Source organism: Boudabousia liubingyangii, assembly GCF_001907245.1.
Lineage (GTDB): Bacteria > Actinomycetota > Actinomycetes > Actinomycetales > Actinomycetaceae > Boudabousia > Boudabousia liubingyangii.
On the sequence record NZ_MQSU01000001.1, the window covers coordinates 65759 to 89665 of the forward strand.

The 23907-nt window shown below is 55.3% G+C and carries 19 protein-coding genes; 5 read left to right on the forward strand and 14 right to left on the reverse strand.

Annotated features, from left to right (window positions below; translation table 11 throughout):
* Positions 1-69: 69 nt before the first annotated feature.
* Together BSR28_RS00330 and BSR28_RS00335 are read right to left on the reverse strand one after the other, a co-directional pair.
* A complete protein-coding gene (locus BSR28_RS00330; protein ID WP_073708649.1) occupies positions 70-1185 on the reverse strand; it encodes a GuaB3 family IMP dehydrogenase-related protein in 1116 nt (371 codons plus the stop codon).
* Between the two features lie 32 nt (positions 1186-1217).
* Positions 1218-1988 carry a hypothetical protein gene (locus BSR28_RS00335; RefSeq protein WP_073708648.1) on the reverse strand — a complete coding sequence of 257 codons (771 nt, stop codon included), beginning with the start codon at positions 1986-1988 and terminating at the stop codon, positions 1218-1220.
* Positions 1989-2111: 123 nt separating this feature from the next.
* Here BSR28_RS00335 and BSR28_RS00340 point away from each other — a divergent pair, with 123 nt between their 5' ends.
* Together BSR28_RS00340 and BSR28_RS00345 are read left to right on the forward strand one after the other, a co-directional pair.
* Complete coding sequence (locus BSR28_RS00340; RefSeq protein ID WP_073713251.1) at positions 2112-2831, forward strand: exonuclease domain-containing protein; 720 nt, start codon at positions 2112-2114, stop codon at positions 2829-2831.
* A 137-nt stretch (positions 2832-2968) separates the two neighbouring features.
* Positions 2969-4687, forward strand: a complete 1719-nt coding sequence (locus tag BSR28_RS00345) for an Eco57I restriction-modification methylase domain-containing protein (protein ID WP_158020311.1) — start codon at positions 2969-2971, stop codon at positions 4685-4687.
* A gap of 2 nt (positions 4688-4689) precedes the next feature.
* On the opposite strand, the gene BSR28_RS00350 is transcribed toward BSR28_RS00345, so the two are convergent.
* The 3 genes from BSR28_RS00350 to BSR28_RS00360 all read right to left on the reverse strand — a co-directional run bounded on the left by BSR28_RS00350 (position 4690) and on the right by BSR28_RS00360 (position 9198).
* On the reverse strand, positions 4690-5928 hold the full coding sequence (locus tag BSR28_RS00350; protein ID WP_083562799.1) for a glycosyltransferase: 1239 nt from the start codon (positions 5926-5928) through the stop codon (positions 4690-4692).
* 54 nt (positions 5929-5982) lie between these two features.
* Positions 5983-7494: an IMP dehydrogenase gene (gene guaB / locus BSR28_RS00355; protein ID WP_073708646.1), complete on the reverse strand. Its 1512-nt coding sequence runs from the start codon at positions 7492-7494 to the stop codon at positions 5983-5985.
* Between the two features lie 99 nt (positions 7495-7593).
* Positions 7594-9198, reverse strand: coding sequence for a glycoside hydrolase family 31 protein (locus BSR28_RS00360; RefSeq protein WP_073713019.1), 1605 nt, complete (start codon positions 9196-9198; stop codon positions 7594-7596).
* Between the two features lie 188 nt (positions 9199-9386).
* Between BSR28_RS00360 and BSR28_RS00365 the strand changes: the two genes are divergently transcribed.
* The gene (locus BSR28_RS00365) at positions 9387-10436 is read left to right on the forward strand and encodes a LacI family DNA-binding transcriptional regulator (protein WP_073708644.1); all 1050 of its coding nucleotides are present in this window, start codon (positions 9387-9389) and stop codon (positions 10434-10436) included.
* Between the two features lie 22 nt (positions 10437-10458).
* Here BSR28_RS00365 and BSR28_RS00370 read toward each other — a convergent pair whose 3' ends face one another.
* The 4 genes from BSR28_RS00370 to BSR28_RS00385 all read right to left on the reverse strand — a co-directional run bounded on the left by BSR28_RS00370 (position 10459) and on the right by BSR28_RS00385 (position 15209).
* Complete coding sequence (locus tag BSR28_RS00370) at positions 10459-11979, reverse strand: sulfatase-like hydrolase/transferase (protein ID WP_073713020.1); 1521 nt, start codon at positions 11977-11979, stop codon at positions 10459-10461.
* Between the two features lie 12 nt (positions 11980-11991).
* Positions 11992-12921, reverse strand: coding sequence for a carbohydrate ABC transporter permease (locus BSR28_RS00375; protein ID WP_083562801.1), 930 nt, complete (start codon positions 12919-12921; stop codon positions 11992-11994).
* Positions 12921-13760: a carbohydrate ABC transporter permease gene (locus BSR28_RS00380; protein ID WP_073708768.1), complete on the reverse strand. Its 840-nt coding sequence runs from the start codon at positions 13758-13760 to the stop codon at positions 12921-12923. The genes BSR28_RS00375 and BSR28_RS00380 overlap by 1 nt, the downstream gene beginning before the upstream one ends.
* A gap of 192 nt (positions 13761-13952) precedes the next feature.
* Positions 13953-15209: an ABC transporter substrate-binding protein gene (locus tag BSR28_RS00385; RefSeq protein WP_073708642.1), complete on the reverse strand. Its 1257-nt coding sequence runs from the start codon at positions 15207-15209 to the stop codon at positions 13953-13955.
* 309 nt (positions 15210-15518) lie between these two features.
* On the opposite strand from BSR28_RS00385, the gene BSR28_RS00390 reads away from it, so the two are divergent.
* Positions 15519-15809 carry a WhiB family transcriptional regulator gene (locus BSR28_RS00390; protein ID WP_073708641.1) on the forward strand — a complete coding sequence of 97 codons (291 nt, stop codon included), beginning with the start codon at positions 15519-15521 and terminating at the stop codon, positions 15807-15809.
* 103 nt (positions 15810-15912) lie between these two features.
* On the opposite strand, the gene BSR28_RS00395 is transcribed toward BSR28_RS00390, so the two are convergent.
* Together BSR28_RS00395 and groES are read right to left on the reverse strand one after the other, a co-directional pair.
* The gene (locus tag BSR28_RS00395; protein WP_143237519.1) at positions 15913-18057 is read right to left on the reverse strand and encodes an acyltransferase family protein; all 2145 of its coding nucleotides are present in this window, start codon (positions 18055-18057) and stop codon (positions 15913-15915) included.
* Between the two features lie 126 nt (positions 18058-18183).
* On the reverse strand, positions 18184-18477 hold the full coding sequence (groES, locus tag BSR28_RS00400) for a co-chaperone GroES (protein WP_073708639.1): 294 nt from the start codon (positions 18475-18477) through the stop codon (positions 18184-18186).
* A 201-nt stretch (positions 18478-18678) separates the two neighbouring features.
* On the opposite strand from groES, the gene BSR28_RS00405 reads away from it, so the two are divergent.
* Positions 18679-19965 (forward strand): class I SAM-dependent methyltransferase, encoded by a 1287-nt coding sequence (locus BSR28_RS00405; protein ID WP_073713022.1) that lies wholly within the window; start codon positions 18679-18681, stop codon positions 19963-19965.
* Between the two features lie 42 nt (positions 19966-20007).
* Here the strand turns inward: BSR28_RS00405 and tsaD are convergent, their stop codons facing one another.
* The 3 genes from tsaD to BSR28_RS00420 form a co-directional block, all read right to left on the reverse strand.
* Positions 20008-21072 carry a tRNA (adenosine(37)-N6)-threonylcarbamoyltransferase complex transferase subunit TsaD gene (gene tsaD, locus BSR28_RS00410; protein ID WP_180372197.1) on the reverse strand — a complete coding sequence of 355 codons (1065 nt, stop codon included), beginning with the start codon at positions 21070-21072 and terminating at the stop codon, positions 20008-20010.
* A gap of 103 nt (positions 21073-21175) precedes the next feature.
* The gene (locus BSR28_RS00415) at positions 21176-21937 is read right to left on the reverse strand and encodes a succinate dehydrogenase/fumarate reductase iron-sulfur subunit (protein WP_073708636.1); all 762 of its coding nucleotides are present in this window, start codon (positions 21935-21937) and stop codon (positions 21176-21178) included.
* The gene (locus BSR28_RS00420) at positions 21934-23907 is read right to left on the reverse strand and encodes a fumarate reductase/succinate dehydrogenase flavoprotein subunit (RefSeq protein WP_073708635.1); all 1974 of its coding nucleotides are present in this window, start codon (positions 23905-23907) and stop codon (positions 21934-21936) included. Before BSR28_RS00420 ends, BSR28_RS00415 begins: the two co-directional genes overlap by 4 nt.

Below are 23907 nucleotides of genomic sequence, written 5' to 3' on the forward strand. Positions count from 1 at the left end.
AACTCTAGGGGATCAAGTTTTTAGAAAAAGGATTGAGCAGGCTCAAACACCCCAGGCAGATAGTTGCACCTATTCCGGCGCCACCACGATGGTGACCCGCTGCAGGTCCTTGACCTCGCTGTAGCCAGTTGTGGCCATGGTGCGCTTCAAGGCGCCCACAATATTCTGGGTGCCGTCAGAACGGGTAGCCGGCCCATACATGACCTGTTCTAGGGTGCCGGCCGTTCCCACGTGAACGCGACGGCCACGGGGCAAAATCGAATGTCGTGCTTCTGAACCCCAATGCCAACCGCCACCGGGTGCTTCCTCGGCCCGGGCTAAGAGCGCACCCAGCATGACCGCGTCCGCGCCGCAGGCAATCGCTTTCACGATATCGCCCGAGTGGCCGATACCGCCGTCCGCGATGACGTGAACGTAGCGGCCGCCAGACTCATCTAGATAGTCGCGGCGGGCTGCCGCCACATCCGCCACGGCAGTTGCCATGGGCACGTGAATCCCTAGGGCTTGACGGGTAGTGTGGGCTGCTCCCCCACCGAAACCGACGAGGACGCCGGCAGCCCCGGTACGCATTAGGTGTAGGGCCGCCGTATAGGTGGCCACGCCCCCAACCACCACAGGGACATCCAGTTCGTAGATGAAGCGCTTCAGGTTCAGGGGTTCAGAGCGGGTGGAGACGTGCTCGGCTGAGACGGTGGTTCCGCGAATCACCAGCAGGTCCACTCCAGCATCTAGCACCGTGTCGATGTGTTCTAGGGTGTGCTGCGGGGACAGGGCCGCCGCCACTGTCACCCCGGATTCGCGAATCTGCGCAAGGCGGTCGCGGATCAGCTCTGGCTTGACCGGCTCAGCATAGATTTTTTGTAGCCCCACAGTGGCGTCGTCCTCATCCATCGCTTGGATTTGACGGAACTGTTCCGTGGGGTCCTCATAGCGGGTCCACAAACCTTCTAGGTCCAGTACCCCGATGCCACCCAGCTGTCCGAACTTAATGGCAGTCTCAGGGGACATTACCGAGTCCATGGGGGCGGCCATAATGGGCGTATCAACATGGTAGGCGTCGATCTGCCATTCGACAGACACATCCCTGGGGTCACGGGTGCGACGGGCGGGGATGACCGCAATATCATCGAAGGAATAGGCCGCAATGGCACGCTTTCCGCGCCCGATTTCAATCTCATTGCTCATTCGCGTTCCCTTCCTTCGCTAACTAGTTTGGCTTACGGCGCTACCGGTGGGAATAGTTTATAACCAGTGGTCTGGATTGAGAAGGCCCGGCCCGTCTGGAGATCCACACAGGTCAGATCCGGCAGCGGGGTGCCGCAGATGAAACGGTCGCCCAGCTTGAGGGCGGCCCCATTGGGGATTTCCTTGATGGCGTTGAAGCGCTCGTTCTTTTCGCTCTTCGCATCCGCCTGGGTGGGGTTGTCTCCGTTTACGCAGGCACCGAAGTTCACCTGATTAACACCTAGGGTGGCGCTGCGGCCACGCAGTTCTCCGTTCTGGCACTGATGACGATCATCGCCCTTAGGTTCTAGCGCGCCACGTACCTGCGTACAAACTACGCCTTCTCCCTGATAGGGCTTACCGTCAGCGGTCGGGGAAAGTGATACCCACGGGTCATCTGCCAGACGGTTCAAGTCTTTAGCGTAGGCACAAACCTCGTTACCAGAGGCGCTACGGAAACGGACAATGCCGCCTTCAGCAGGATAATCCTCGGGATTAGTTTCGCGTAGTCCAGCAACCACCTTCACCTGGGGTGCTTCCTTGGCAATGTGGCCAGGCTGTCCTTCCCCGGTGGGGGCAGGAGTAGCAGTTCCCGCAGGTGCTTCCTCACTGGGAGCAACCGCACCAGCATGGGTGATCGGAGCTGGGTGGCGTAGGTCGTACCAGATGTAGTAAGAGGTTCCGCCCATGATTCCCACTAGCACTAATGCGATGATTACTGCGACCCAGTTGGGCATGCGGGATTCGATACGCTGCTTAGCCATTCAATGGCACCTTTCCGTGGTGATTGTCTGCTCTGCGGTAATTGTGTCATGTTAAGTCCGTGGGCGCGTGTTGGACGTGTTTCTTTTCGCGCATTTTTTGGTCTTTGGGGGCAGACTATGGGTATGAGTTTTAACACCCCAAACCTGCCGACGGAATTATTTGACGCCAAATTACTTGGTTTTGATACGGAAACAACAGGTGTGAATCCCCGCCAGGATCGGCTGGTGACTGCGGCTTTGATTAGTCGTGAGCCGGGCCGTGAGGATGAGCAGCGCCTGTGGCTAGCTGATCCCGGGGTGGAGATTCCCGAGGCCGCGCAGCGGGTTCACGGGATTAGTACCGAGAAGGCCCGGGCTGAGGGCCTAGATTTGCGGATCGTTTTGGAGCAGGTCGCGGCTGGCATTGTGGAGGGCTGGCGTCAGGGGGCGATTCTGGTTGGTTTCAATATCAGTTTTGACCTGCAGATTTTGCATTTCGGTTTGGAGCGTTTGGGCTTACCAACCCTGATTGATCGGGCTGGGGGTTTTGGTCCGATCGCTGACCCACTAGTTTTGGATCGTAAGTTTGACCGGTATCGTCGCGGTAAGCGCACTTTGACTGACCTGTGCACGGTTTACGACTTGGGGACGGGTCGCGATTTCCATCAGGCGGATGCGGATGTGACGGCAACTTTGGATTTGTTCCAGGCACAGTTACGTCGCTACCCCACTCTGGCTGGATTTAGTGCCGCGCAGCTGAATGAGGAGCAGGCTTTGGCGCATGAGCAGTGGGCGACTAGCTTTAATGATTGGTTGCGTTCGAAGGGTCGGGTAGCTGACGTCAGTGAAACTTGGCCCCTCTAGGGGTCAGCGGCCGGGCTTTAATCGTTGATAGATCCGGGATTTTGTAGTTGATGGATATTGTGCAAAGACGCCAGGAGGGGTCTTTTTTCACGCCTCCTAGGTGGGCGCAGGCTGCCCATCGGCTCCTAGCTAGGGACTTGGGCGAAACTTGGTTTAAAGACTGGGTGGTTTGGGATCCAGCTTGTGGGACTAAGAATCTGACTAAGGATATTGCGGGTTTTTCTAGTCTTTATCTCTCTACGCTACATGAGGAAGAGCTTGCTGACTCCGCCAGCCGCAATCCTGAGGCGACAAGTTTTGTCTACGATTTTCTTAATCAGGATATCCGTCTGAATCGGGAAGGAGCCGGCCGGGCTACTCCCCCGCGTGGCGACCTACCCGAGGCCCTCTACCAGGATTTATTAGCCGACCGCCCGGTCCTGTTTTTAATGAATCCGCCCTATGCGACCTCGACGAATCAGGGGGCCAGCCACAAGTCTGAGGTTTCTTTGACGCAGGTCCGCCAGGCCATGTTGCAGCATCCGGGTTATTCTCATGCGACCCAGCAGCTCTACACCCAGTTCTTGTTCCGGGTGCAGCAGTTGAAGGCCGATTTTGCTTTGAGTCGAGTGGCGGTTGGGATCTTTTCGAATGAGCGTTTTTTGACGGGCGGGAAGTCTTTTGGGCCGTTTTTAGACGACTTTTGTGAGGATTTTTCGTTCCGGTCGGGATTCTTTTTCCGCGCTAGCGAGTTTGAGCAAGTTGCAGATACTTGGGGGATTTCCTTTACCCTTTGGGATAGCCAGGCGACCGCGCGCCCCTTTGATTTGCAGGTTTTAGCAGATATTTCCGAGGATGCCCCCGCAGTTCCGGCTTTACCGGGCCCGGAGTTTTTGGATTTGGGGATCAAGACGATTGGGTGGCGTCGGGTTCGTCCGGTAAGCCCAGGGAAGGCTCTTTCTGATTGGGTCAAGGAGTTTGTCCCCCGGCGTCCGCTTAAAGCTGCCGAGCCTTATGTGCGACTTTCTAATGCCCTGCAGGTTAATTCCGCTGCCTCTCCGCGGGGGTCGTTAGCGGCAGGAGCTTTTGGGTTTTTCCAAAATAACTCCGATTCGGTGGAGCATTCAGGGCGGTACGTAGCGCTTTACTCCAGTGCGTTTGGCTCTGGTAACGGGGTTTCAGTTACGGAACAGACTTTTACCCGCTGCGCGGTGGCCTTTGCGGTTCGTAAGGCTACGTTCCCAGATTTTAAGGACCTATGGGTTACGGGTCATGATCTCTTTTCCGCACCAATCGTGCCTGATGAGGCAGACCCGGCTTGGCTTCGTTTCGTTTATGATTGCGTGGTCTTTTCGCTTGCTAGTCGCTCTGGGTCCCGCCAGTCTGCACTGCGACGGGTGGACTATTTAGGGCAAGAGCTTGATGTGCTTAACGAGTTCTTTTTCCTACCTTCCAGGCGCGTTACAGACTTGGCTGAGGATCTTAAGTTACCGGTGTTAGCGGCAGACTTAGCTATTCATGGCAAGGAACGTTTTGTCTCTTCCTGGCTGGAAGCTAATGCGGCAGCTAAGACTTCGAGTGCGAAAAGACTACTGGCTTGCCTTGAGGAGCTGGTGGCGTTGACTATGCCGCTGCGGGAAGATAACGCTTACGTAGAGGAGTTCCAGCTGACAGCTTGGGATGCAGGTTTTTGGCAACTACTAGGCTCCCTTGAGCAAGCGCTAAAGTCTCACAGTCCGATACTGGATACACCAAAAGCTGAAGCTTGGCAGGCAGAGTTTGACGTGGCTTTTAAGGACCTCAAGGCGCAGGTTGCCCAGCAGGCAAAAACCTTCGGTTTTTGCGCTTCCTCTTTGGCAGCCGCTAAGCCCAGGTAGGCTTATTCAGCGCAGTGCTTTTCAATAAAGGCAGCCGCATTTTGCCCAGTCTTCTTTAGGGAGCGGTTCTCTACCACCCAGTTGCGAATACTTTCACGCCACTGCTTTGACTGCTTTTCATCAGCTACTCGCTGAGCAACTGCTAACATGCCCTGACCGATATTGGCCGCAGTGAACTCTTCGACTGCTTGGCCTAAGTCTGAACGCTTAATGTCCGCCGCCGCTGGGCCGACTCCGGCAAAGACCACCGGGGAACCGCAGGCGTAAGCCGAATAGACCTTGGTGGGGTAGGCGAAATCGTAACCGTTTCCGGGTTTAATAGAGGCCAAAGCGGCGACCGCATGCCCCTGTAGCTCACGGGCAACCTCGGGCTTTTGCAAACCCCGAACCAAGATTCGATCCGGGTACTGTTTACCCAGTTCATCGATCTGATCCTGTTCATTACCCTGGGTCAGGTAAAGCAGTTGGTAGTCCTGCAACTGTGGTTCTGAAAGTAGCGCCCGGCCGAAAATTGGGGCGTTCTGCAGGTCAGAGGCCGTACCGGCATAGATGAAATAGGGTCCGGTAATGCCCATCTGCTTAGCTAGTTCCGGGTCTAGAGAACCGGTCGGTGGGGTGAACTGGTCCGTGTCGATCCCGTTGTTGACAACCTCGATCCGTTTGGCACCCATCTTCAGGGCGGTCTCCCGCATATCCTCATTAATCACCAGCACTAGGCGGGCCTGGGATAGCAGGTAACGCTGGAACAGTAGCACCAGTTTGAAGATCGGTTTAGGTAGCAGATCGGACTGCGCTTCGGTGACGATATCTGCCGCATAGTAGATATAAGGCACCCGCTTGAGCAGCGAATAGGTCGATACTACTAGTCCGGTGGTAAAGGGCGGCTCGAAGAGCACATACTTAACGTTACGCTGTGCAAAAAGACGGAAGAATAGCGGAATATCAAAGGACAGATACTCGAATAAACCTCGAACAAAGCCGTCCTTGTCACGCTTAACTGGTGCGCGCTTGATCTTTAAGCCTCGTTTGGGAGTTTCGACCTTTTTGGTACCGTCCAGTTGGCCGGTCAGTACCACGGTAGGACGGTATTCAGCTAAGGCCTGCGCAGTAGCATTTTCACGGAAAGCAGCCGCCGCAATTTCGGGGGTAAAAATCCGGGTTGCGACCACTGCAATACCGCGATCTTGTTTCCGCTTACTAGTCTGTTCAGACTTCTTCCCAAAGATATTTAGAGACTTCATACCCTATTTTCGTCTTTTGATTCGCTTAACGAGTTTGCGCTAATGCCTACCGCATCAGGAGTGGTAGTTAGGAGCTTCCTTAGTCATCTGGACATCGTGCGGGTGTGATTCCTTCAAACCAGCAGCAGTGATCCGGACAAAGCGACCGTTCTTCTGGACCTCATCAAGGTTGTGAGCACCCAGGTAGAACATGGACTGGTGTAGGCCACCAATCAACTGGTAAATCACGTCCGCTAGGGCACCAGAGTAAGGTACTTGGCCTTCGATGCCTTCGGGGACGATCTTGTCGTCGCTGGTGACATCAGCCTGGAAGTAGCGGTCCTTAGAGAAAGACTTACGTCCGCGGGAACTCATGGCCCCTAGGGAGCCCATGCCGCGGTAGGTCTTGAACTGCTTACCGTTGACGAATACCAGTTCGCCCGGGGATTCTTTACAACCGGCCAGTAGGGAACCTAGCATCACGGTGGAAGCACCGGCAACCAGGGCCTTAGCAATATCACCGGAGTAGTGCAGGCCGCCGTCAGCAATCAACGGCACCCCAGCGGGGCCACAGGCCTGGGCAGCTAGGTGAATGGCAGTCAGCTGCGGTACGCCCACACCGGCAACCACGCGGGTGGTGCAGATGGAGCCCGGACCAACACCGACCTTCACGGCGTCAACGCCTGCGTCGATAAGTGCCTGCGCACCCTCGGTGGTAGCGACGTTACCGCCGATTACCTGCACGCCAGCGAATTCTTCACTGGCTTTAATGCGGCGAATCATGTCTAGGGCCAACTGGGCACCACCGTTAGCGGTATCCACGACTAGGACGTCTACACCGGCTTCAGCCAGCGCCTGAGCGCGTTCCCAAGCGTCACCCCAGTAACCAACTGCGGCACCAACCAGGAGTCGACCCTGGTCGTCCTTAGCGGCATTTGGGTACTGTTCGGTTTTCACGAAGTCTTTAACCGTGATTAGACCTGCTAGGTGTCCGTTATCGTCCACCAAAGGTAGTTTTTCGATCCGGTGTTTAGCCAGTAGGGCCTTTGCTTCCTCGCGACCAATCCCCACGTGTCCGGTCACTAGCGGCATGGGTGTCATGCAATCCTTAACGCGGGTGGTGGCCCAGTCAGCGGGCGGGATAAACCGTAGGTCACGGTTGGTGATAATGCCCAAGAGGGTCTGTTCATCGTCAACAACAGGCAAGCCGGAAACTCGGTAGTGACCACAGAGCTGGTCTAGCTCATCGATGGTAGCTTCAGGGTGAATGGTGACCGGGTCGGATACCATTCCGGATTCACTACGCTTAACCTGGCGGACGTGTGCCGCTTGGTCCTCGATAGAAAGGTTGCGGTGCAGAATGCCAATACCGCCCTGACGGGCCATGGCGATTGCCATGCGCGCTTCGGTCACGGTATCCATAGCCGCAGAAATCAGCGGAATTCCCAGCTCAATCTGCTTGGTTAAACGGGCTTTGGTGCTTACTTCGGAAGGAACTACATCGGTTACTTCAGGAAGCAGAAGGACGTCATCATAGGTGAGTCCAGTAAGGGCAAACGGGTCACGGGGTGCAGTTTCGTTGTTCACCCTTTTTATCTTAGCGGCAAACCTATGAGATGTCGCAGAAACCGGCCAAGAATAACGTGCATTATTTCATGCTTCACACGGCGTCCTACCGTTAAGGGGCTACTCTTTGACGCTTTCGAAAATCGGCAGGGTATCTAGCACGACGGGAATCTCTACGAACTGTCCGCCTTCGAGGACCTGCTGGGTTTCATTTTCTTCCCATTTACCCGCCGGCAGGTAGACCTTCCGGCTGGTGGCCCCGGCGGTGAGTACCGGCGCGATGACTAGGTCCTCTCCCAGCATGAACTGGTCCCGGCACTGCGCTGCTTCCAAGCTGTCGTCGTGATAGGACATGGGACGCATGATCGGGGTTCCGTCAGTCGCACAATGCTCTACTAGTTCCATCAGGTAGGGCAGGTAGCGTTCACGCAGGTTTAGTGCTTTTTGAAGCGCATCGAAGGCGGGCTCATCCAGTACGCGGGCGGGTGAGACGGAGAATTGCATCATGGGCGAAAGCGCCGCAATCTGCGCGTAACGGACGAAGAGTTCCTGATCGATTCCACCAGCGGCGGTCATCGCCACGATCTCTCCCCCACCAATCATGTCCGGGCTGACGTAGGCACAGCCGATCATCGCTTGGGTCAGCATTTCCGGGATCAGAGCACCAATACCCCGCTCATCCCAAGTGGGGGGTTTGTCCTGCAGACGCTGTGCCAGCGGTGCACCGGCCATCTTCCAGCAGGCCCGGTACTCGTTTAACGGATAGTTAGTACCGAACTTGCCCCAGGCCTCGCACATTTCTACCGGGCTCAGCCCATTAGTCTGGTCCGTATCTCGATAGTCGCGCACATCGCCCGCATCAAACTTGAAGCCGTCAATACCGTAACTACGACGCAGCTCATCTAGCTGTTCTTTTAGCCATTTCAGGGCACATTCGTTACTTAGGTCTAGGCAGGCACTAATGCCGTTCCACCAGCGCCTCAGGGCGGTCTGACCGTGCTCATCCTTTAGTAGGTAGCCGGCTTTTTCTAGTTCGCGGAATTCGAATGAATCGGGGCTAACAAAGGGTACGACCCAGAGCATGACAGCACAGCCCCACTCATGAAGGGTACGTACCATTGCGGCTGGATCCGGGAAGGCCGCTAGGTCAAACTGCCAGCTCCCGTAGTCGCGAGCCCAGAGGTCGTCGATCATGACAACGCCGGGAGGCATGCCGCAATCCAACATATTGCGCACGTAGTCAAGGACTTTTTCCTGGGTGGGATGCAGGGGCATCTCAATCCAAGTGTTGTACTGGGGACCGGTAAAGAGTGCCCGATCCGGCGCACCCGAGGGAGTCCAAACGTTTTCAGCTAGATCCATGAATGCGGCAGCTAGCGTCTGTCCGCTCAGTGTCGAAGCGTCTGGGCTGGCGGGTCGTTCCCCCACAAACCGCAAGTTTTCGCCCCAAACCTTTAGTTCTTCGGGGGTAAAGGCGAAACGGAAGGGGCGGTCAGAACTGACGTTGCGTCCTCGGGTGGAAACCAGAATCGGGGCGGCTTGGTTCGAGGGAGCGCCCGCCCCGTCCTCGCTAGGGTGAACCTGTGCGAGGTCGCGGCTGAAATCTTGGTCGCCATAGGGTTGGTGTGCAGCATCATCTACCGCTCCACCCCACCAGCGTTCAGCTTCCAGTAGTGGAATGCGAAGGTCAGGTTCGCGCGATTCAACGGTTTGGCCCAGGAACATTTCTTTCCTTTACTCGCAAAACTTATTCGTTTGGAGGCCCTAGTTGTCCTAGGTGCCGGGAGTCCTTTTTGCAGAGCAACACTGCTCAATTTGGCAATACGTATCACCTAAGGAAAATACTACCATATTCGCCATTTTAAACACCAGATTTACCCACTTTGGAAATCAAAATAAACTAGACTATTGATATGGCTTCAAAGATGAAAAAAGGTTCCTCCTTACCCACCAGTAAAGATGTCGCCCAATACGCCGGGGTCTCTCAAAGTACGGTCTCTTATGTCATTACCGGTAGTAAGAAGATTTCTGATGCTACCCGCAAAAAGGTCGAGGAAGCCATGCAGGTTCTGGGCTACCACCCCCACAGTGGGGCCCGCGCCCTGCGCACCGCAAAAACTCGCATGCTGGTTTTGATGGTGCACCTTGCCGAAGGCTCAGACGCCTTCGAAACGGTCCCCTATATTAATGCCATTACGCAAGAGGCTCAGAAATTTGGTTACGAGGTCGTACTTTCTACCGGGGCTCCCTCGGCTTCAGCCCTAGAGGAGTTGTCTCGGCGCGGGATTTGCGACGGTTTTATTTTGATGGATATTTCCCGCAATGATGAGCGCATCCCCCTGGCTGAGTCGATGCATTTACCGGTGGTTTTGATGGGCCGCCCGGAGCGTTCAGTTGATCTGGATATTGTGGATGTCGATGCCCGCTATGCGGCGGATCAGATTATTCGGGATTTGGTGGCTACGGGCCATCGATCGGTGGCGGTCTTAGGTGGCAGCGAGCATGAGGTTGAGGATCACCTCTTCGTGGCTGAGTTTTTTGAGGGCCTAACTGATTCAGCTGCTGCGCATGGTTTAGAACTTCAGGTTTTCCGGCCCCGGAATGACTCGTGGCAGGCGATGGAAGCTACTTTGCCGCAGATTTTAGCGGATCAACATGAGCGTTTAGCGGTGGTCACGCGCACCCCTCGTTCGTGCAGTCAGGCCTATAGTTTGTTAGAGGCGGCCGGTTTGAGCGTGGGTGAGGACGTATCGCTGGTTGGTTACTGTTCAAATCATGCGGCGTGTGAGTATCCGCGTCCTTTAAGTAATGTTTCCACGATTGCGATTACGCAATCTAAGATGGCGGTGCAGACTTTGATTAGTCGGCTGGAGAACCCGCAGGTTCCGTGTGTGACGACCCTTTTGAAGGCGCCGCCGTTCCATCGTCGTGAGACCACCGTCGATTGGAATCTACGAGGCTGATTCGCCTCACTTAGTTTGTGATTTAGCGCCACCAGTATTCGCCACTGAAATCGGTTTCGATTTCTGGGTGCGCGGCCAGTTCTGCCTCGGTGGTGAGTCCCTGATGGAAGGCTCGTTCCCCTTTGTCTTCCCATAGTGGCGTGTGTTGTCCACAGCCGGTCACGGGTAGTTGGTAACCGTCAAAAGCCTGGGTGTGGTGCGTGTAGAAGAACTTTTCAAGCTGCTCTTCGAGTTCGGCTTTGAGGGCTTGAATCCGCGCCTGTTCGCCTTCGCTTTCCAGCAGGTTATTGGCTTCCTTGGGGTCGGAGGCGAGGTCGTAGAGTTCGTTTGGGCCCTGAAGACGCAAGATCAACTTGTGGTTGCCTTTCTTGATCATTCGGCCGCCACCATACTCATCAAACACGGCGATAGCGGCGTTTTCCTCTGTGTCCTTTTGGCCGGCATTTTCCGCTGGGCTTTCAAAACGCGGCCGCAGGGACGGGGCATCACAGAGCGGGTCGCTGGGTTTTGCAACCCCGGCAAAGTCACAGATGGTGGGCAGGTATGAGAGGGCACTGGCGGGCGCTTGGTCACTTTCTAGATTCGTGACTCCCAGTTCAGTTTTGAGGGCGGGCGGCACATAGAACACGCAGGGAACCTGCACGGAGTTTTCCCAGAAGTTCAATGGATAGGTGCCGTTACCTTTACCCCAGACACCGTGGTGCCCACAGGAGAAACCGTTATCTGCCTGGTAGATGATGATGGTGTTATCTGCTAGGCCGTATGCTTCAAGCTGCTGACGGACCTGACCGATCAGACGGTCCACACCCCCAAGGGCGGCGCAGTAGCCTTTTAGGGCCCGATTCGGGTCAGCGAAGGCCCAGTTGAACTGTTGCATCCGGGCCCGGGTCCATGGGTGGGCGGGAACCTTAGGGACGCTGGGGAATTCGCACCCCTCGTATTCTGCAAGGAGCTCTTCGGGGTGGTTTTCTGAATCCCACGGATCGTGCGGGGCGGTGGTCCAAAGTTGCAGGTAGAAGGGTTTCCCCTCCCCCTCGTTTTGGTACTGTTCGAAGAACTCTTTGGCGTGGCGGGTGATTCCATCGGTGAAGTAACCGGGTTCTTCACTCTTTTGGCCGTCCTCCCAGGTTGGTGCCTGGTAGTAGCGGCCTCCCCCAAAGCGGTGGGACCAGAAGTAGTCAAAGCCAGCTGGGGTCTGGGAGGCATCCCCTAGGTGCCATTTGCCGGCGTGACCACAGTAGTAGCCGCCACCCTGCAGGAGCTGGGGTAAGGTGTCAATCCCCTCGAGGTAGCGGGGCGATTGCGGGTAGGGCTGGTCCTTAATGGCTAGCCAGTCATGGACTCCGTGCGCAGAGGGCATTCTTCCTGTCATCAGGGAGGCCCGGGCCGGTGAGCAGACCGGGGAAGCGCAGTAGAACTGGTCGAATACTTTGCCTTCTTCGGCTAGGCCGTTGAGGTTTGGCATTTTCAGTTCGGGCATCTTCCACGGGACTGCCCAGGGGCCTTGGTCATCCGTGAGGATAAACAGGAAGTTTGGTTTCATTTTTTCTTCCCTTTAGCCCTTGACCGAGCCAGAGATGAGGCCGGCAACGATCCAACGTTGGGTGAAGACGAAGAAGATCATCACGGGGACTAGCGCAATGACGGTAATGGTCATGAATAGTGGCCAGTCAGTAGAGAACTCACCCACGGCGTTGAATACTTGAAGCACGATCGTCTGACGGTCACCAGAGGACAGTAGAATATTCGGCCACAGGAAGTCGTTCCAGGTCGCAAGGGTTTGGAAGACCACCACGGTGGTTAGGATAGGACGGATCAGCGGCAACACGATCCGCCAGTAGATGGTCCATGGTCCAGCACCATCGATGCGGGCAGCTTCGATTAGTTCCATCGGTAGTTTCCGCATGTATCCCACAATCAGGAAGTAGCAGAATACGGCACTGCCTAGGTAAACGATGATAAGGCCCTTTAGGGAGTTGGTGAGGTGGTAGTGAGCTTCCATGCGATAGATGGGGATCAAGGTCGCCTGAACAGGGATGGTGAAGCCAACTAGCAGGACTGCGCCAACGGCTGAGGTGAACCAAGTCTTACGCAGAATCATTCCGTAGGCAGCTAGCGAGCCAATGAATACTTGGAAGGCAACCGCGCTGACGGTCACAATGATGGTATTCAGGAATGCTTGCCCAACCGGCAGGGAGGTAAACACGGTCTTGTAGTTCTCAAGTGAGAAACTCTTCGGCAGCGCGAATGGAGAAAGCGCCATTTCTGTCTGGGTTTTAAACGTAGAGACAAAAATGTAATACAGCGGCAGCATGACGATCGCAGTCAGGCCTAGGACCAACACGGTCCGGATCCAGTACCGGATATGTTCTTCTTTACTGCGCTTGGAGTTGTTAACGGGAGGCGTGCTGTTGTCAAGCTCGGGCAGCGCTTCGTCGAGGTGGTTAGGGTTCACGCGCTTTGGGGTTACTTTGGTTTCAGACATTATGCAAACCTCCTTGAAACGGCGCGGGCGGCAAGCATTTGCAGCAGCACCACCAGCAGTGAAGCGAGCGTGAACATTACTACTAGAGCGGAACCAATACCGTACTGCGCTTGGGCAATACCTTGGTCAACGATTGACTGGGTAACGGTATTAGTGGCAAAGCCCGGACCGCCCTTGGTCATGGCATAAGGCATGTCGTATACCTTCAGGCCACCGGTCATCAACAGGAAGGTGGAGACGACGATAGCGGGGATCAGCTGCGGTAGCGTGATGTGGAAGAACTGTTGCCTTGAGCTGGCACCATCAACCTGGGCCTGTTCGTATAGGTCACCGGGGATAGCCTGCAGGTAGGCAATGTAGAGAGTTGCGTGCCAGCCGACACCGGCCCAGACGGAAACGAAAATAATGCACCACTGTGCCATGGTGGCATCTGCTAGCCAAGGCTGTGGGCCAATCCCGAAGGTAGCTAGAGCGTGGTTTAGGGCGCCACTGGAAAGCGGCGAGAAGATGTAGCGCCAGACTAGACCAAGGATGGCCATCGAGGGTACGCCAAGGAAGAAGAATACTGACCTAGCGAAGTTTCGGCCGAAGAATTTCTTGTTTAGAACTACCGCTAGGGGGATGGCCAACACCGTGGTTAGGATGGTGTGCGCGATAGCGAAAAGCAGGGTGAAGTAGAGACCATCGGTGAGCTGGCCGCTATTTAGTACGTCACGGTAGTTCTGCAGTCCCACGAAGTGCATATTGGGATTGATCCCATTGAAGTCCGTCAGTGAGAAGTAGAAGGTTTGCATCAGTGGCAGGATTCCTAGAACCAAGAACACAATCACAATCGGCATGATAAATGCCGTGGAGTGGAGGTTTTCCCAGAAGGTTCTTGATCGTCGGATTCTCTTTTTGCCACCAGCGGGTTTCTGGCTAAGCGTGTTCACCATGTGCTAGTCCTATTCGCCGTTGAAGAGGCTGCCGGGCCCCAGGTTTTGCTGGGACCCGGCAGAAGGTTGGATTTGCGGATTTAGTAACGGGCTAGGTTACTTGGTCCACTTCTTGTCTAGAGCACCAGCAACCTGATCGGGGGTTGCCTGTCCCTGAATCATGAGCTGGAACTGGGCGGTCATTTCCTTGGCCATGACCGGACCGTTCTTGGGCCAGTTCAGCCAGTAGTACTTGCCCTTCTGGACGTAGTTTTCGTATACATCCTTGAATTCTGCAGGTACTTCTGCCTTGTAGTTAGCCGAGGAGGAGAGCTGACCAACTTCGCTGTCTAGCAGTTTGAGGCCTTCTTCCGAGTTAACGAAGGTTAGGAACTTCTGTGCTGCTTCTAGCTTCTTGCCGTCGATCTTGGAGCTGATGGCGAATGGCGAGTCAGGGCCACCACCAACGAATGCTTCGCCGCCTTCTAGGGCCGGGAACGGAGCGGCTTCAAAGTCGATGCCGGCTTCCTTGATCTGCTTTACGTCCCACATACCGGAGCGGTACATGGCTAGTTTGCCAGCTAGGAATTCCTGGAAGATCTGGTCTTGCGGGACGCCAACCACGGTCTTAGGCATGGTGCCGGTCTCGACTAGGGTGTTCCACTGCTTTAGTAGCGGGGTCCACTGCTTTTCGAAGGTTTCCTGACCGTCGAAGAGCTGCTTGTCGCTAGCCGGAGCGTTCTTTGCGTACCAGCCACCTAGCATCGGGATGAAGGAACCGGAGATCACACCCGGGTCTTCCATGTAAGCAACGATGCCCTTTTCTTGCAGCTTCTTACCCATGTCGTTGAATTCGGTGAGGGTGGTAGGAACCTTGTCGTAGCCGGCTTCCTTGAGGAGCTTCTTGTTGAAGATGATGGTACCCATCCAAACGGTGGGGGTCATGCCGTAGGCTTTTCCGTCTACGGTGTACTGAGCGACACCGGTCGGGTCTAGGCCCTTCATGAAGGGCTCATTGGTTAGGTCACGTGCCCAACCACCGGAGATAATGTCATGCTTGGTAGCAGTGGAGATGTGGTAGACGTCCGGAATCTGGTTACCAGAAATACGGGTAATTAGGGTCTGGACATACTCGTTTGCGCCACCGGCTGCGCTTGACATATCAATCTTGATGTCAGGGTTAGCCTTTTCGAAGGTTTCTACAAGCTTGGCCATCTTCTTGGAGTTAGCCCAAGAGAAGTAGGTAATGGTGGTCTTTGCGCCTGACCCTTCAGTGGTGCTGCCGCCCTCACTGGACGAACCACACGCTGCCAGCGGGGTAACCAACAAAGCGGTGGTAGCCGCTAAGGTAATAAGTTTGGATTTCTTTAGCATGTTCCTCTTCCTTGAGAAGCTTCACCAAACGGTGCACCACATGTGCATGACGCCATTTTGGTGATACGTATAAACTAGCGAAGATTGTGGCCTGGGTCAAGTTAAGAAGAAAACTTTTCAAACAATTTTGATTGCAAGGCGATAACAATTCCAGGAATCTATCGGCACTCTAAGTTATGACACTTTAAAGCGCTACACCTCACCTCTTAAGGCTCTTGTTTTTCAATACTCTTCTTTGTTAAAGTGGGTATCTGTTCGATTGGTTCTACTAATCATCCAAATCCCTATCCTCATTAAGGAGTCTCCGGTATGACTGATGCTTCCCGCCTTCCCGGTCCCGTCATGGACCTTTGGGAATGGCAGTACGAGGGCGCTTGCCGGGAAATGGATACCGAGCTCTTCTTCCACCCTGAGGGCGAACGTGGTTCTACCCGTCGTCGTCGCGCAGAGAACGCTAAGGCCATCTGCGCAACCTGCCCCGTTATTAAAGAATGCCGGGAGCATGCTCTTTCCGTCCGTGAACCCTACGGTGTCTGGGGCGGCATGACCGAAGAAGAGCGTCGTGCTCATCTGAGTACGCATGATCGTAAGAGCGCCTAGTTTTTAAGATTCAAATTTTTAAATAAATTGTTTTGGGGCCAGCTAGTCTACCTAGCTGGCCCCAAAGCTTTAACTAAAAGTCCACAACGCCCTCGTGGATCACTCACTCCCCTAGCGCCTGGTCCAGTCGCTGCTGGAAGCTTTCACGCAGGGAAAGAGCGTAGTCAACCGTCAGGTGGTTATCGTCCAGATAGACGAATCGGTTACCGACAATTCCAGGGCACGTACCACCGGCGCAAATCTGATCCGATAAATCAACCGCATGATAGGCGCTGAGCTCACGAAGCTTTTGGTCAGGCATCTGCGGAGCATAAACCTTGTTCACCGGATAGAAACAGCCACCAAGGGTCACCCCCGGTTGTTCACCGTCACGCGCCGAAGAACAATCGTACATATTAAAGGCGAAGCGCGGATTATCACGCAGACCCACAACCTTCAGGCCTTCCTCGTCCAACTCTCGAAGGGCCGGTAGCACACCGGGACGCTCAGTATCTGGGCCGTCCGGGTGCGACTTGGTGGAGATCAGGAAGACCAGGTCAGGCTTCTGGGATTTGATCCACTGATGTACTTCCTCGGACCACTGACGACACTCCGGTTCAGCCTCTAGTTCATCCTCAGGCACCAGATGGGCACCGTACTCACAGCCGCCCTTGAGAAGCAGCTGCATCTGAGTTTTATCTTTCTCAAAAGCTCCCACGATAGCGGGGGCGAACTGTTCCATGTGGGAGTCACCCACTAGTAGCACTTTCTTTTCCGGATTCTGAGTCTTATTCCAGGAACATCCCTTTAAGACTTCCGCCCCCATGTTTTCATGACCGGGCATCTGAGCGCAGCCCTCATCTAGGCCGTACCACTGTTTTCCATCCGCCACATCACCGGCGGTGGGAATCGGTAAGGCGCTAAATTTTTGGTCCTTTAGGTCCATTTCGAAAATGTGCGCGCCGGGGTGTTCTTTGAACGCTTCCTCGCCCGCGGCGTCATTTGAGCTACCGGCGGCGCTGGCCTGCTGGGCTAGGTAGCTATTGACCTGGTGACGAATCCCGAAGGTCCCTAGCAGGCCCACGGTCAGACTGACCGCAACCATGATCGACTTATTTACCGTCTTGCGGTTGACCCACGACCAGTTACGTAACGGGTCATCAAGCAGGTCGGTCATCAAAATGGCTAGCCCGACGGAGACCGTTAGTAGGAATAGTCCCTCAAAGATCCCTAGGTGTTCTTTTCCTAGGACCTGTAGGTAGAGGGCGATGATGGGCCAGTGCACCAGGTAGAGCGCGTACGAGACATCACCAAAACGGACCAGCGGTTTAAAGGATAGGAACCAGATTACGGGATTGCCCTGACGCAGGTCTTTCATACCGGTTTTGGTGACGGGAACCGGAGCCGTACCCGCGAGGATAAAGGCGGTTGCCGCCATCGGTAGAATCGCGAAGGGACCCGGGTAGGCGCCGATTTTTACTAGGGCAAAGAGGACGAGGACGCCCACACCCACCACACTGACTAGGTTCCGGACCCAGGCCACTTTGGGCAGCCAGATGGCCAATAGTGCCACTAGTGAACCCAGCGCAAACTCCCATAGTCGGGAACGAGTATCGAAGTAGATATCGGTCGGACGAGGATTGCGGTAAATCATCATCCAGGTAAATGAGGCGACCGTAATTAGGGTCATTAGGGTGATTACTAGCGGGCGGATTCGCCAACCGTATTTCTTCGACAACCAGCCCAGGCCAATGATAAGTAATGGCCAGAGCAAGAAAACCTGTCCCTGCATTGACATGGACCAAAGGTGCATCAGGGGGCTCAGGTGTGAGGGGTCAACCGCATAGTAGTCAACGGATTGAGCTGCCAGCAGCCAGTTCTGGAAGTAGAGCACGCTGGCGATCCCCTGCTCTACCAGTTCGGGCCAGCGGGCGGGTGGCAAAAGCACCAGCACCAGGCCTAGGGTTCCCATGACCGTGACAACTAGCGGTGGTAGAAGTCGTTTAAATAACTGAGTCCAACGATCAATGAGCCCGGGGATCTGACCCTTTTCGATCCGTCGCACCAGACTGCCGGTTAGTAGGTAGGCAGAGATCATGATGAAGGCATCAACCCCAATGGGTGATCCCACATGCCACGCGTGGTAGAGCAAAACCTGCATCATGCAGATTGCGCGCAGCCCCTGAATCTCGGGACGAAATCCGGTTTTCCGCTTCGGACCTGCTGGATTGTCAGCCACAGTCGTATTCGCTCTACTGGTAATTGTCATTCCAGCAGTTTCATCCACAGTCTTTCGCAACGCAAATATTAGCGCCTAAAAGTGTTTAACTTGGCATAAAAAAATCCGTTGGTTTGAGCCCTATGACTCGAACCAACGGATCTTTAAAAGTGCTTATCAGCCTTCGACAACGGCTAGGATGTCGCGAGCTGACAGGATTAGGTATTCCTGTCCAGCGTACTTGACTTCGGTGCCGCCGTACTTGGAGTAGATCACGACATCGCCTTCAGCGACGTCGACGGGAATGCGATTACCCTTGTCGTCTACGCGACCGGGGCCTACGGCTACGACCTTGCCCTCCTGGGGCTTTTCGGTGGCGGTATCCGGAATCACTAGGCCAGAAGCGGTGACCTTTTCAGCTTCCAGCTGCTGCACCACAACGCGGTCTTCGAGGGGCTTAATGTTCGCCATTTGATCCTCACTTGGTTTTGAGGCTCTACATCGCACGCTAGTTTGCCGTCGCGGGGGTCAAACCAAAGTACCTGTAGAACGAGTTCGTTTACAACATCTACTAGAGTAGCCCTATGGTTAGCACTCATGCAAGGTGACTGCCAAAATGTGAAAAGCTAATCGCCCTCGGCGAATCTACTATTAGGCCCTAAAATATATGACATGAGCGAACCTGTAATCCTAAGCCCAGCAGCCCAAGAACTACTGGGGCAGCTGGGCGACTTCTCACCCGAAAACACACTGCAGATCGCTCAAAAATGGCGTTCTGCCGGCTACGAAGCAGAGGTCGTAGCCAGCGTCATGACCCAGGTTGAACTACGCCGCAAAGCGCAAGCCAAGTTTGGTCCCCAAGCTCAAAACCTGTACTTCACCATCGATGGGCTCGAGCAGGCCTCTAGGAGCCTGATTGCAAACTGGCACGCCCAACAGTGGCGCCAAGCCGGTATCACGCACGTTGCCGATCTCGGCTGCGGGGTGGGCACAGAATCACTAGCCAACGCGCAGCACGGCCTAAAGGTTGAGGCCTTCGAAATCGACCCCGAGACCGCTGCGCTGACCAAGGCTAATCTAGCCCCCTACCCTGAGGCTACCGTTCATAACACTGACCTTTTCGAGGTCGCCAAACTAGTACCCCGCCCTCAGGGCCTGTTCGCCGACCCGGCTCGGCGTACTAACGGCAAACGCCTGATCCATCCAGATCAGTGGCTACCGCCGCTCCCCCAGCTCTTAAGCCTGCGGGAAGTCAGCCCTAATCTGATGATCAAGGTAGCTCCCGGTCTAGCACGGGAACATTTTCCGGCCGACTCCCACGTCGCCTATCTTTCCGTCGCCGGTTCTTTGGTAGAAGCCTGCATCCTAACTGGAAAACTGGCTGAACTTCAGGGTGGGCCCGGTCGTTCAGCGGTTATTTTAACTTCCGACCATACCTATCGTTTCATGGACAGTGACTGTCGGAACCCGCAGGCGGAACCAGTCCATCTAGACCGGGTCCACCAGGCGGCACCGGGTGACTACCTTTTTGAACCTGATCCGGCCCTGGTCAGGTCGGGGACTTTGGCTAGCTTCTGTGAGGACTATGGGCTGTCCCTACTTGATGAGCACCTTGCCTATCTAGTCCTGCCTGCGGGACAGGAGATCCCTTCTGATCCCGCTTTTAAGGCCAGCATTCAGGGATTTAAAGTTCTTGAAGTTCAGGCTTTAAAACCTAAAGCCTTAAAGCAGCGCGTGACGGCATTAGGTTGGGATCAGGTAGATATTCTGGTCCGCGGGGTTCAGGTGGTTCCGGAACAGCTACGCACGCAGCTTGGCCTGGGTGGGAAAAAGAAAGGCAAGGCAGCTAAACGGAAAACTGCTCAACGTGGTCATGAGAGCGCTCATCAACACGGGGCGATTATCTGCGCCCGGGTTGGAGAGGACCATCTAGCGTTTCTGTGCGAACCACTAGGTTAAAGCGCTCCGAACTACGATTAGGAACCAATAAATCCTTAGATATTAGACTTCGACGATATGCGTCTGGTTGAGCGGCATGGAAGAGTCGGGGCTGAAGTTTAGCGGCGAGGACGGTAGGCCCGCTGCCACTAGGTTTGCCCCGAGGGCGGCGATTTGGGCACCGTTATCCGTGCAGTAGCGCAGTGGCGGCATCCGCACTTCAATCCCAGCAGCCTCTGCGCGTTCGTTTAGCAGCTCACGCAGACGGGAGTTAGCAGAGAATCCGCCACCAATGACCACAGTCTTAATACCGTGTTCTAGGGCTGCGTCGATTGCCTTCGAGGTTAGGGAGTCGTTTACGGCCTCAGAGAAGGACGCGCAAATATCGTCGACCGGGAGTTCTTTTCCTTCGCGTTGAAGAGTTTCAATGTAACGGGCCACGGCAGTCTTTAGGCCAGAGAAGCTAAAGTCCCAGCGGTGTTCGATCCGGTCCTTGGGACGTGAGAGGCCACGGGGGAATTTGATGGCTTCGCGGTTACCGGCCTGGCCGTGACGGTCCACGTGCGGGCCGCCGGGGTACGGTAGGCCCAGTAGGCGGCCGACCTTGTCGAAGGCTTCGCCGGCGGCATCATCTAGGGTACCGCCCAGTTCGACAATATCAGTGGCGATGTCATTGACTAGTAGTAGGTTGGAGTGGCCACCAGAGACGATCAGGCCAATGAACGGGCCATCGAAGGGGCCGTCTACTAGCTGGTCGACGGCTAGGTGCCCGATTACGTGGTTTAGGCCGTAAAGGGGTTTACCTAGGGCGGCAGCAATAGCTTTCGCGCCGCAGTTTCCGACAGTCAGTGAACCGATTAGTCCAGGTCCGGCAGAGCAGGCTACCGCGTCGATTTCTTCCAGTTTTACCCCGGCTTCGGCCAGAGCTTGTTCGAGGGTGGGCAGGAAGGTCTCTAGATGTGCCCGAGAGGCGATTTCGGGGATGATGCCCCCGTAGCGGGCGTGCTGGTCCATTGACGAGGACGTGCGGTCGACTAGTAATTCGTGACCGCGTACAAGGGCAAAGCCGGTTTCGTCGCAGGTGGATTCAATACCAAGGACTAGAGGTTCAGTTTCTGTCTTATTCACGCCCTCCAGTCTACTACCGTCTACTGGTTGGGCTGAAATGTAAAGCGGCCCTGATTGACCAGTGTGATCAATCAGGGCCGCTTTTTGTGGCCTAGAAAATGGCTCAGATGCCCTTCAGCACAGCCTTGGCTAGCTGACGGTTCATGAAGGCAATGTTGTCTAGGGAGATACCCTTGGGGCAAACTGCGGCGCATTCACCAATGTTGGTGCAGGAGCCGAAGCCTTCTTCGTCGTGCTGGTTCAGCATGTTGGTAACGCGGGATAGGTTTTCCGGCTTACCCTGCGGTAGGAGACCCAGGTGGGTGACCTTAGCAGAGGTGAACAACATGGCGGAACCGTTGGGGCAGGCTGCTACGCAAGCACCACAGCCAATGCAGGCGGCCGCTTCGAAGGAGCGGTCAGCATCGGGCTTCGGTACGGGGGTAGCGTGTGCATCGGGGGCAGCACCGGTGTTAACCGAGATGTAGCCACCAGCCTGGATGATACGGTCCAGAGCGGAACGGTTAACAACCAGGTCCTTGATGATGGGGAAACCGGTTGAACGCCAAGGTTCAATGGTGATGGTTTCGCCATCTTTGAAGTGACGCATGTGCACCTGGCAGGTGGTGGTGTTGTCGTCAGCGCTGGGGCCTTCGTTACCGTGAGGCACACCGTTGATGACTAGACCACACTGACCACAGATGCCTTCACGGCAGTCGGAGTCGAATGCGATGGGTTCTTCACCACGGGCAAAGAGTTCTTCGTTTAGGACATCCAACATTTCCAGGAATGAGGAATCCTCAGAGATCCCGGTGAGCTTGTAGTCATGCAGCGCACCCTCACCGTCTGCACCATTTTGGCGCCAAACTCGTAGTGTAATGTTCACTTGTAACTACGCTCCTTAAGCTCGATGTTCTTGTAAACGAGGTCTTCCTTGTGCAGGACCGGCGGCTGGTCTTCCCCGCCGAATTCCCAAGCGGCCACGTAGGTGTAGTCAGCGTCGTTACGCTTTGCTTCACCTTCGGGGGTCTGGGATTCTTCACGGAAGTGACCACCACAGGATTCGCTGCGGTGTAGTGCGTCCACGCACATTAGTTCGCCCAGTTCTAGGAAGTCGGCTAGGCGGCCGGCCTTTTCTAGGGACTGGTTTAGTTCACCGATGGACTTACCGGGAACACGAACGTTGGTCCAGAATTCCTTGCGGAGTTCGCGGATCTTTTCGATCGCTAGCTTTAGGCCTTCAGCGTTACGGGACATACCGCAGTATTCCCACATGATCTGGCCCAGTTCCTTGTGGATGGAGTCCACGGAACGGGTGCCCTGGATGGCCATGATGCGGTCGATGCGATCCTGAGCTTCCTTGCGGGCAGCTTCGACGTCAACATTGTCGGCACCGAGCTTCTCGAAGGGGCCTGCTGCTAGGTAGTCGTTGATGGTGTTCGGTAGGACGAAGTAGCCATCAGATAGACCCTGCATTAGGGCGGATGCACCTAGGCGGTTAGCGCCGTGGTCAGAGAAGTTAGCTTCACCGGCAACGAATAGACCCGGGATGGAGGACTGAAGGTCGTAGTCTACCCAGAGGCCACCCATGGTGTAGTGGACGGCGGGGTAAATACGCATCGGTACTTCATAGGGGTTGTCGTCGGTGATGCGCTGGTACATGTCGAACAGGTTGCCGTACTTTGCAGAAACAGCATCCTTACCCATACGCTCGATAGCTTCAGAGAAGTCGAGGTAGACGCCACGGGCGACACCGTCGATCTTCGGGCCTACGCCGCGGCCTTCGTCGCAGACGTTCTTAGCGTTACGGGAAGCTACGTCACGGGGAACCAGGTTACCGAATGCCGGGTAGATGCGTTCTAGGTAGTAGTCGCGATCTTCCTCGGGAATGTCACGGGGATCCTTTTCGCAGTCTTCAGCCTTCTTGGGAACCCAAATACGGCCGTCGTTACGGAGGGATTCGGACATTAGGGTTAGCTTGGACTGCTGATCACCGTGCTGCGGAATACAAGTCGGGTGAATCTGGGTGAAGCAGGGGTTGCCGAAGTAGGCGCCCTTGCGGTGTGCACGCCAGATAGCGGTACCGTTACAGCCCATTGCGTTGGTGGAGAGGAAGAAGACGTTACCGTAACCACCGGTGGCTAGCACGACGGCGTCAGCGGTGAAGGTCTTGACCTCACCGGTGGACATGTCGCGGGCTACGATGCCGCGGGCACGACCATCAGAGACGATCAGTTCGACCATTTCGTGACGGGGGAATTCCTTCACGGTACCGGCCTTGACCTGACGTTCCATGGCCTGGTAAGCGCCGATTAGCAGCTGCTGACCTGTCTGGCCGCGAGCGTAGAAGGTACGGGATACCTGTACGCCACCGAAGGAACGGTTGTCGAGTAGGCCGCCGTATTCGCGAGCGAAGGGAACACCCTGTGCAACACACTGGTCGATGATGTTGGCGGAAACTTCAGCTAGGCGGTACACGTTCGATTCACGTGCACGGTAGTCGCCGCCCTTAACGGTGTCGTAGAACAGACGGTAAACGGAGTCATTGTCGTTACGGTAGTTCTTAGCGGCGTTGATACCACCCTGTGCGGCAATGGAGTGCGCACGGCGAGCGGAGTCTTGGTAGAAGAAGCACTGGACGTTGTAGCCCATTTCGCCTAGGGAGGCAGCTGCTGCACCACCGGCTAGACCGGAACCCACGATGATAACCGAGAGCTTACGGCGGTTAGCGGGGTTAACTAGCTTGGCGTTGAACTTACGCTGTTCCCAGACCTGGGATAGGGGCACATCGGTCGGTGCTTTGGTATCCGCGATTTTTTCGCCTTCGCGGTATAGGCCGTCAATTAGGTCTGACAT

What these genes read in the sequence shown, in the direction of transcription:
- BSR28_RS00395 (WP_143237519.1), bottom strand. Translation starts at nt 18,057, where the DNA reads ATGACAATTACCAGTAGAGCGAATACGACTGTGGCTGACAATCCAGCA.
- BSR28_RS00380 (WP_073708768.1), bottom strand. Translation starts at nt 13,760, where the DNA reads ATGCCGATTGTGATTGTGTTCTTGGTTCTAGGAATCCTGCCACTGATG.
- BSR28_RS00335 (WP_073708648.1), bottom strand. Translation starts at nt 1,988, where the DNA reads ATGGCTAAGCAGCGTATCGAATCCCGCATGCCCAACTGGGTCGCAGTA.
- BSR28_RS00365 (WP_073708644.1), top strand. Translation starts at nt 9,387, where the DNA reads ATGGCTTCAAAGATGAAAAAAGGTTCCTCCTTACCCACCAGTAAAGAT.
- groES (WP_073708639.1), bottom strand. Translation starts at nt 18,477, where the DNA reads ATGGCGAACATTAAGCCCCTCGAAGACCGCGTTGTGGTGCAGCAGCTG.
- BSR28_RS00340 (WP_073713251.1), top strand. Translation starts at nt 2,112, where the DNA reads ATGAGTTTTAACACCCCAAACCTGCCGACGGAATTATTTGACGCCAAA.
- BSR28_RS00375 (WP_083562801.1), bottom strand. Translation starts at nt 12,921, where the DNA reads ATGTCTGAAACCAAAGTAACCCCAAAGCGCGTGAACCCTAACCACCTC.
- BSR28_RS00420 (WP_073708635.1), bottom strand. Translation starts at nt 23,907, where the DNA reads ATGTCAGACCTAATTGACGGCCTATACCGCGAAGGCGAAAAAATCGCG.
- BSR28_RS00370 (WP_073713020.1), bottom strand. Translation starts at nt 11,979, where the DNA reads ATGAAACCAAACTTCCTGTTTATCCTCACGGATGACCAAGGCCCCTGG.
- BSR28_RS00330 (WP_073708649.1), bottom strand. Translation starts at nt 1,185, where the DNA reads ATGAGCAATGAGATTGAAATCGGGCGCGGAAAGCGTGCCATTGCGGCC.
- BSR28_RS00405 (WP_073713022.1), top strand. Translation starts at nt 18,679, where the DNA reads ATGAGCGAACCTGTAATCCTAAGCCCAGCAGCCCAAGAACTACTGGGG.
- BSR28_RS00390 (WP_073708641.1), top strand. Translation starts at nt 15,519, where the DNA reads ATGACTGATGCTTCCCGCCTTCCCGGTCCCGTCATGGACCTTTGGGAA.
- BSR28_RS00360 (WP_073713019.1), bottom strand. Translation starts at nt 9,198, where the DNA reads ATGTTCCTGGGCCAAACCGTTGAATCGCGCGAACCTGACCTTCGCATT.
- BSR28_RS00385 (WP_073708642.1), bottom strand. Translation starts at nt 15,209, where the DNA reads ATGCTAAAGAAATCCAAACTTATTACCTTAGCGGCTACCACCGCTTTG.
- BSR28_RS00350 (WP_083562799.1), bottom strand. Translation starts at nt 5,928, where the DNA reads ATGAAGTCTCTAAATATCTTTGGGAAGAAGTCTGAACAGACTAGTAAG.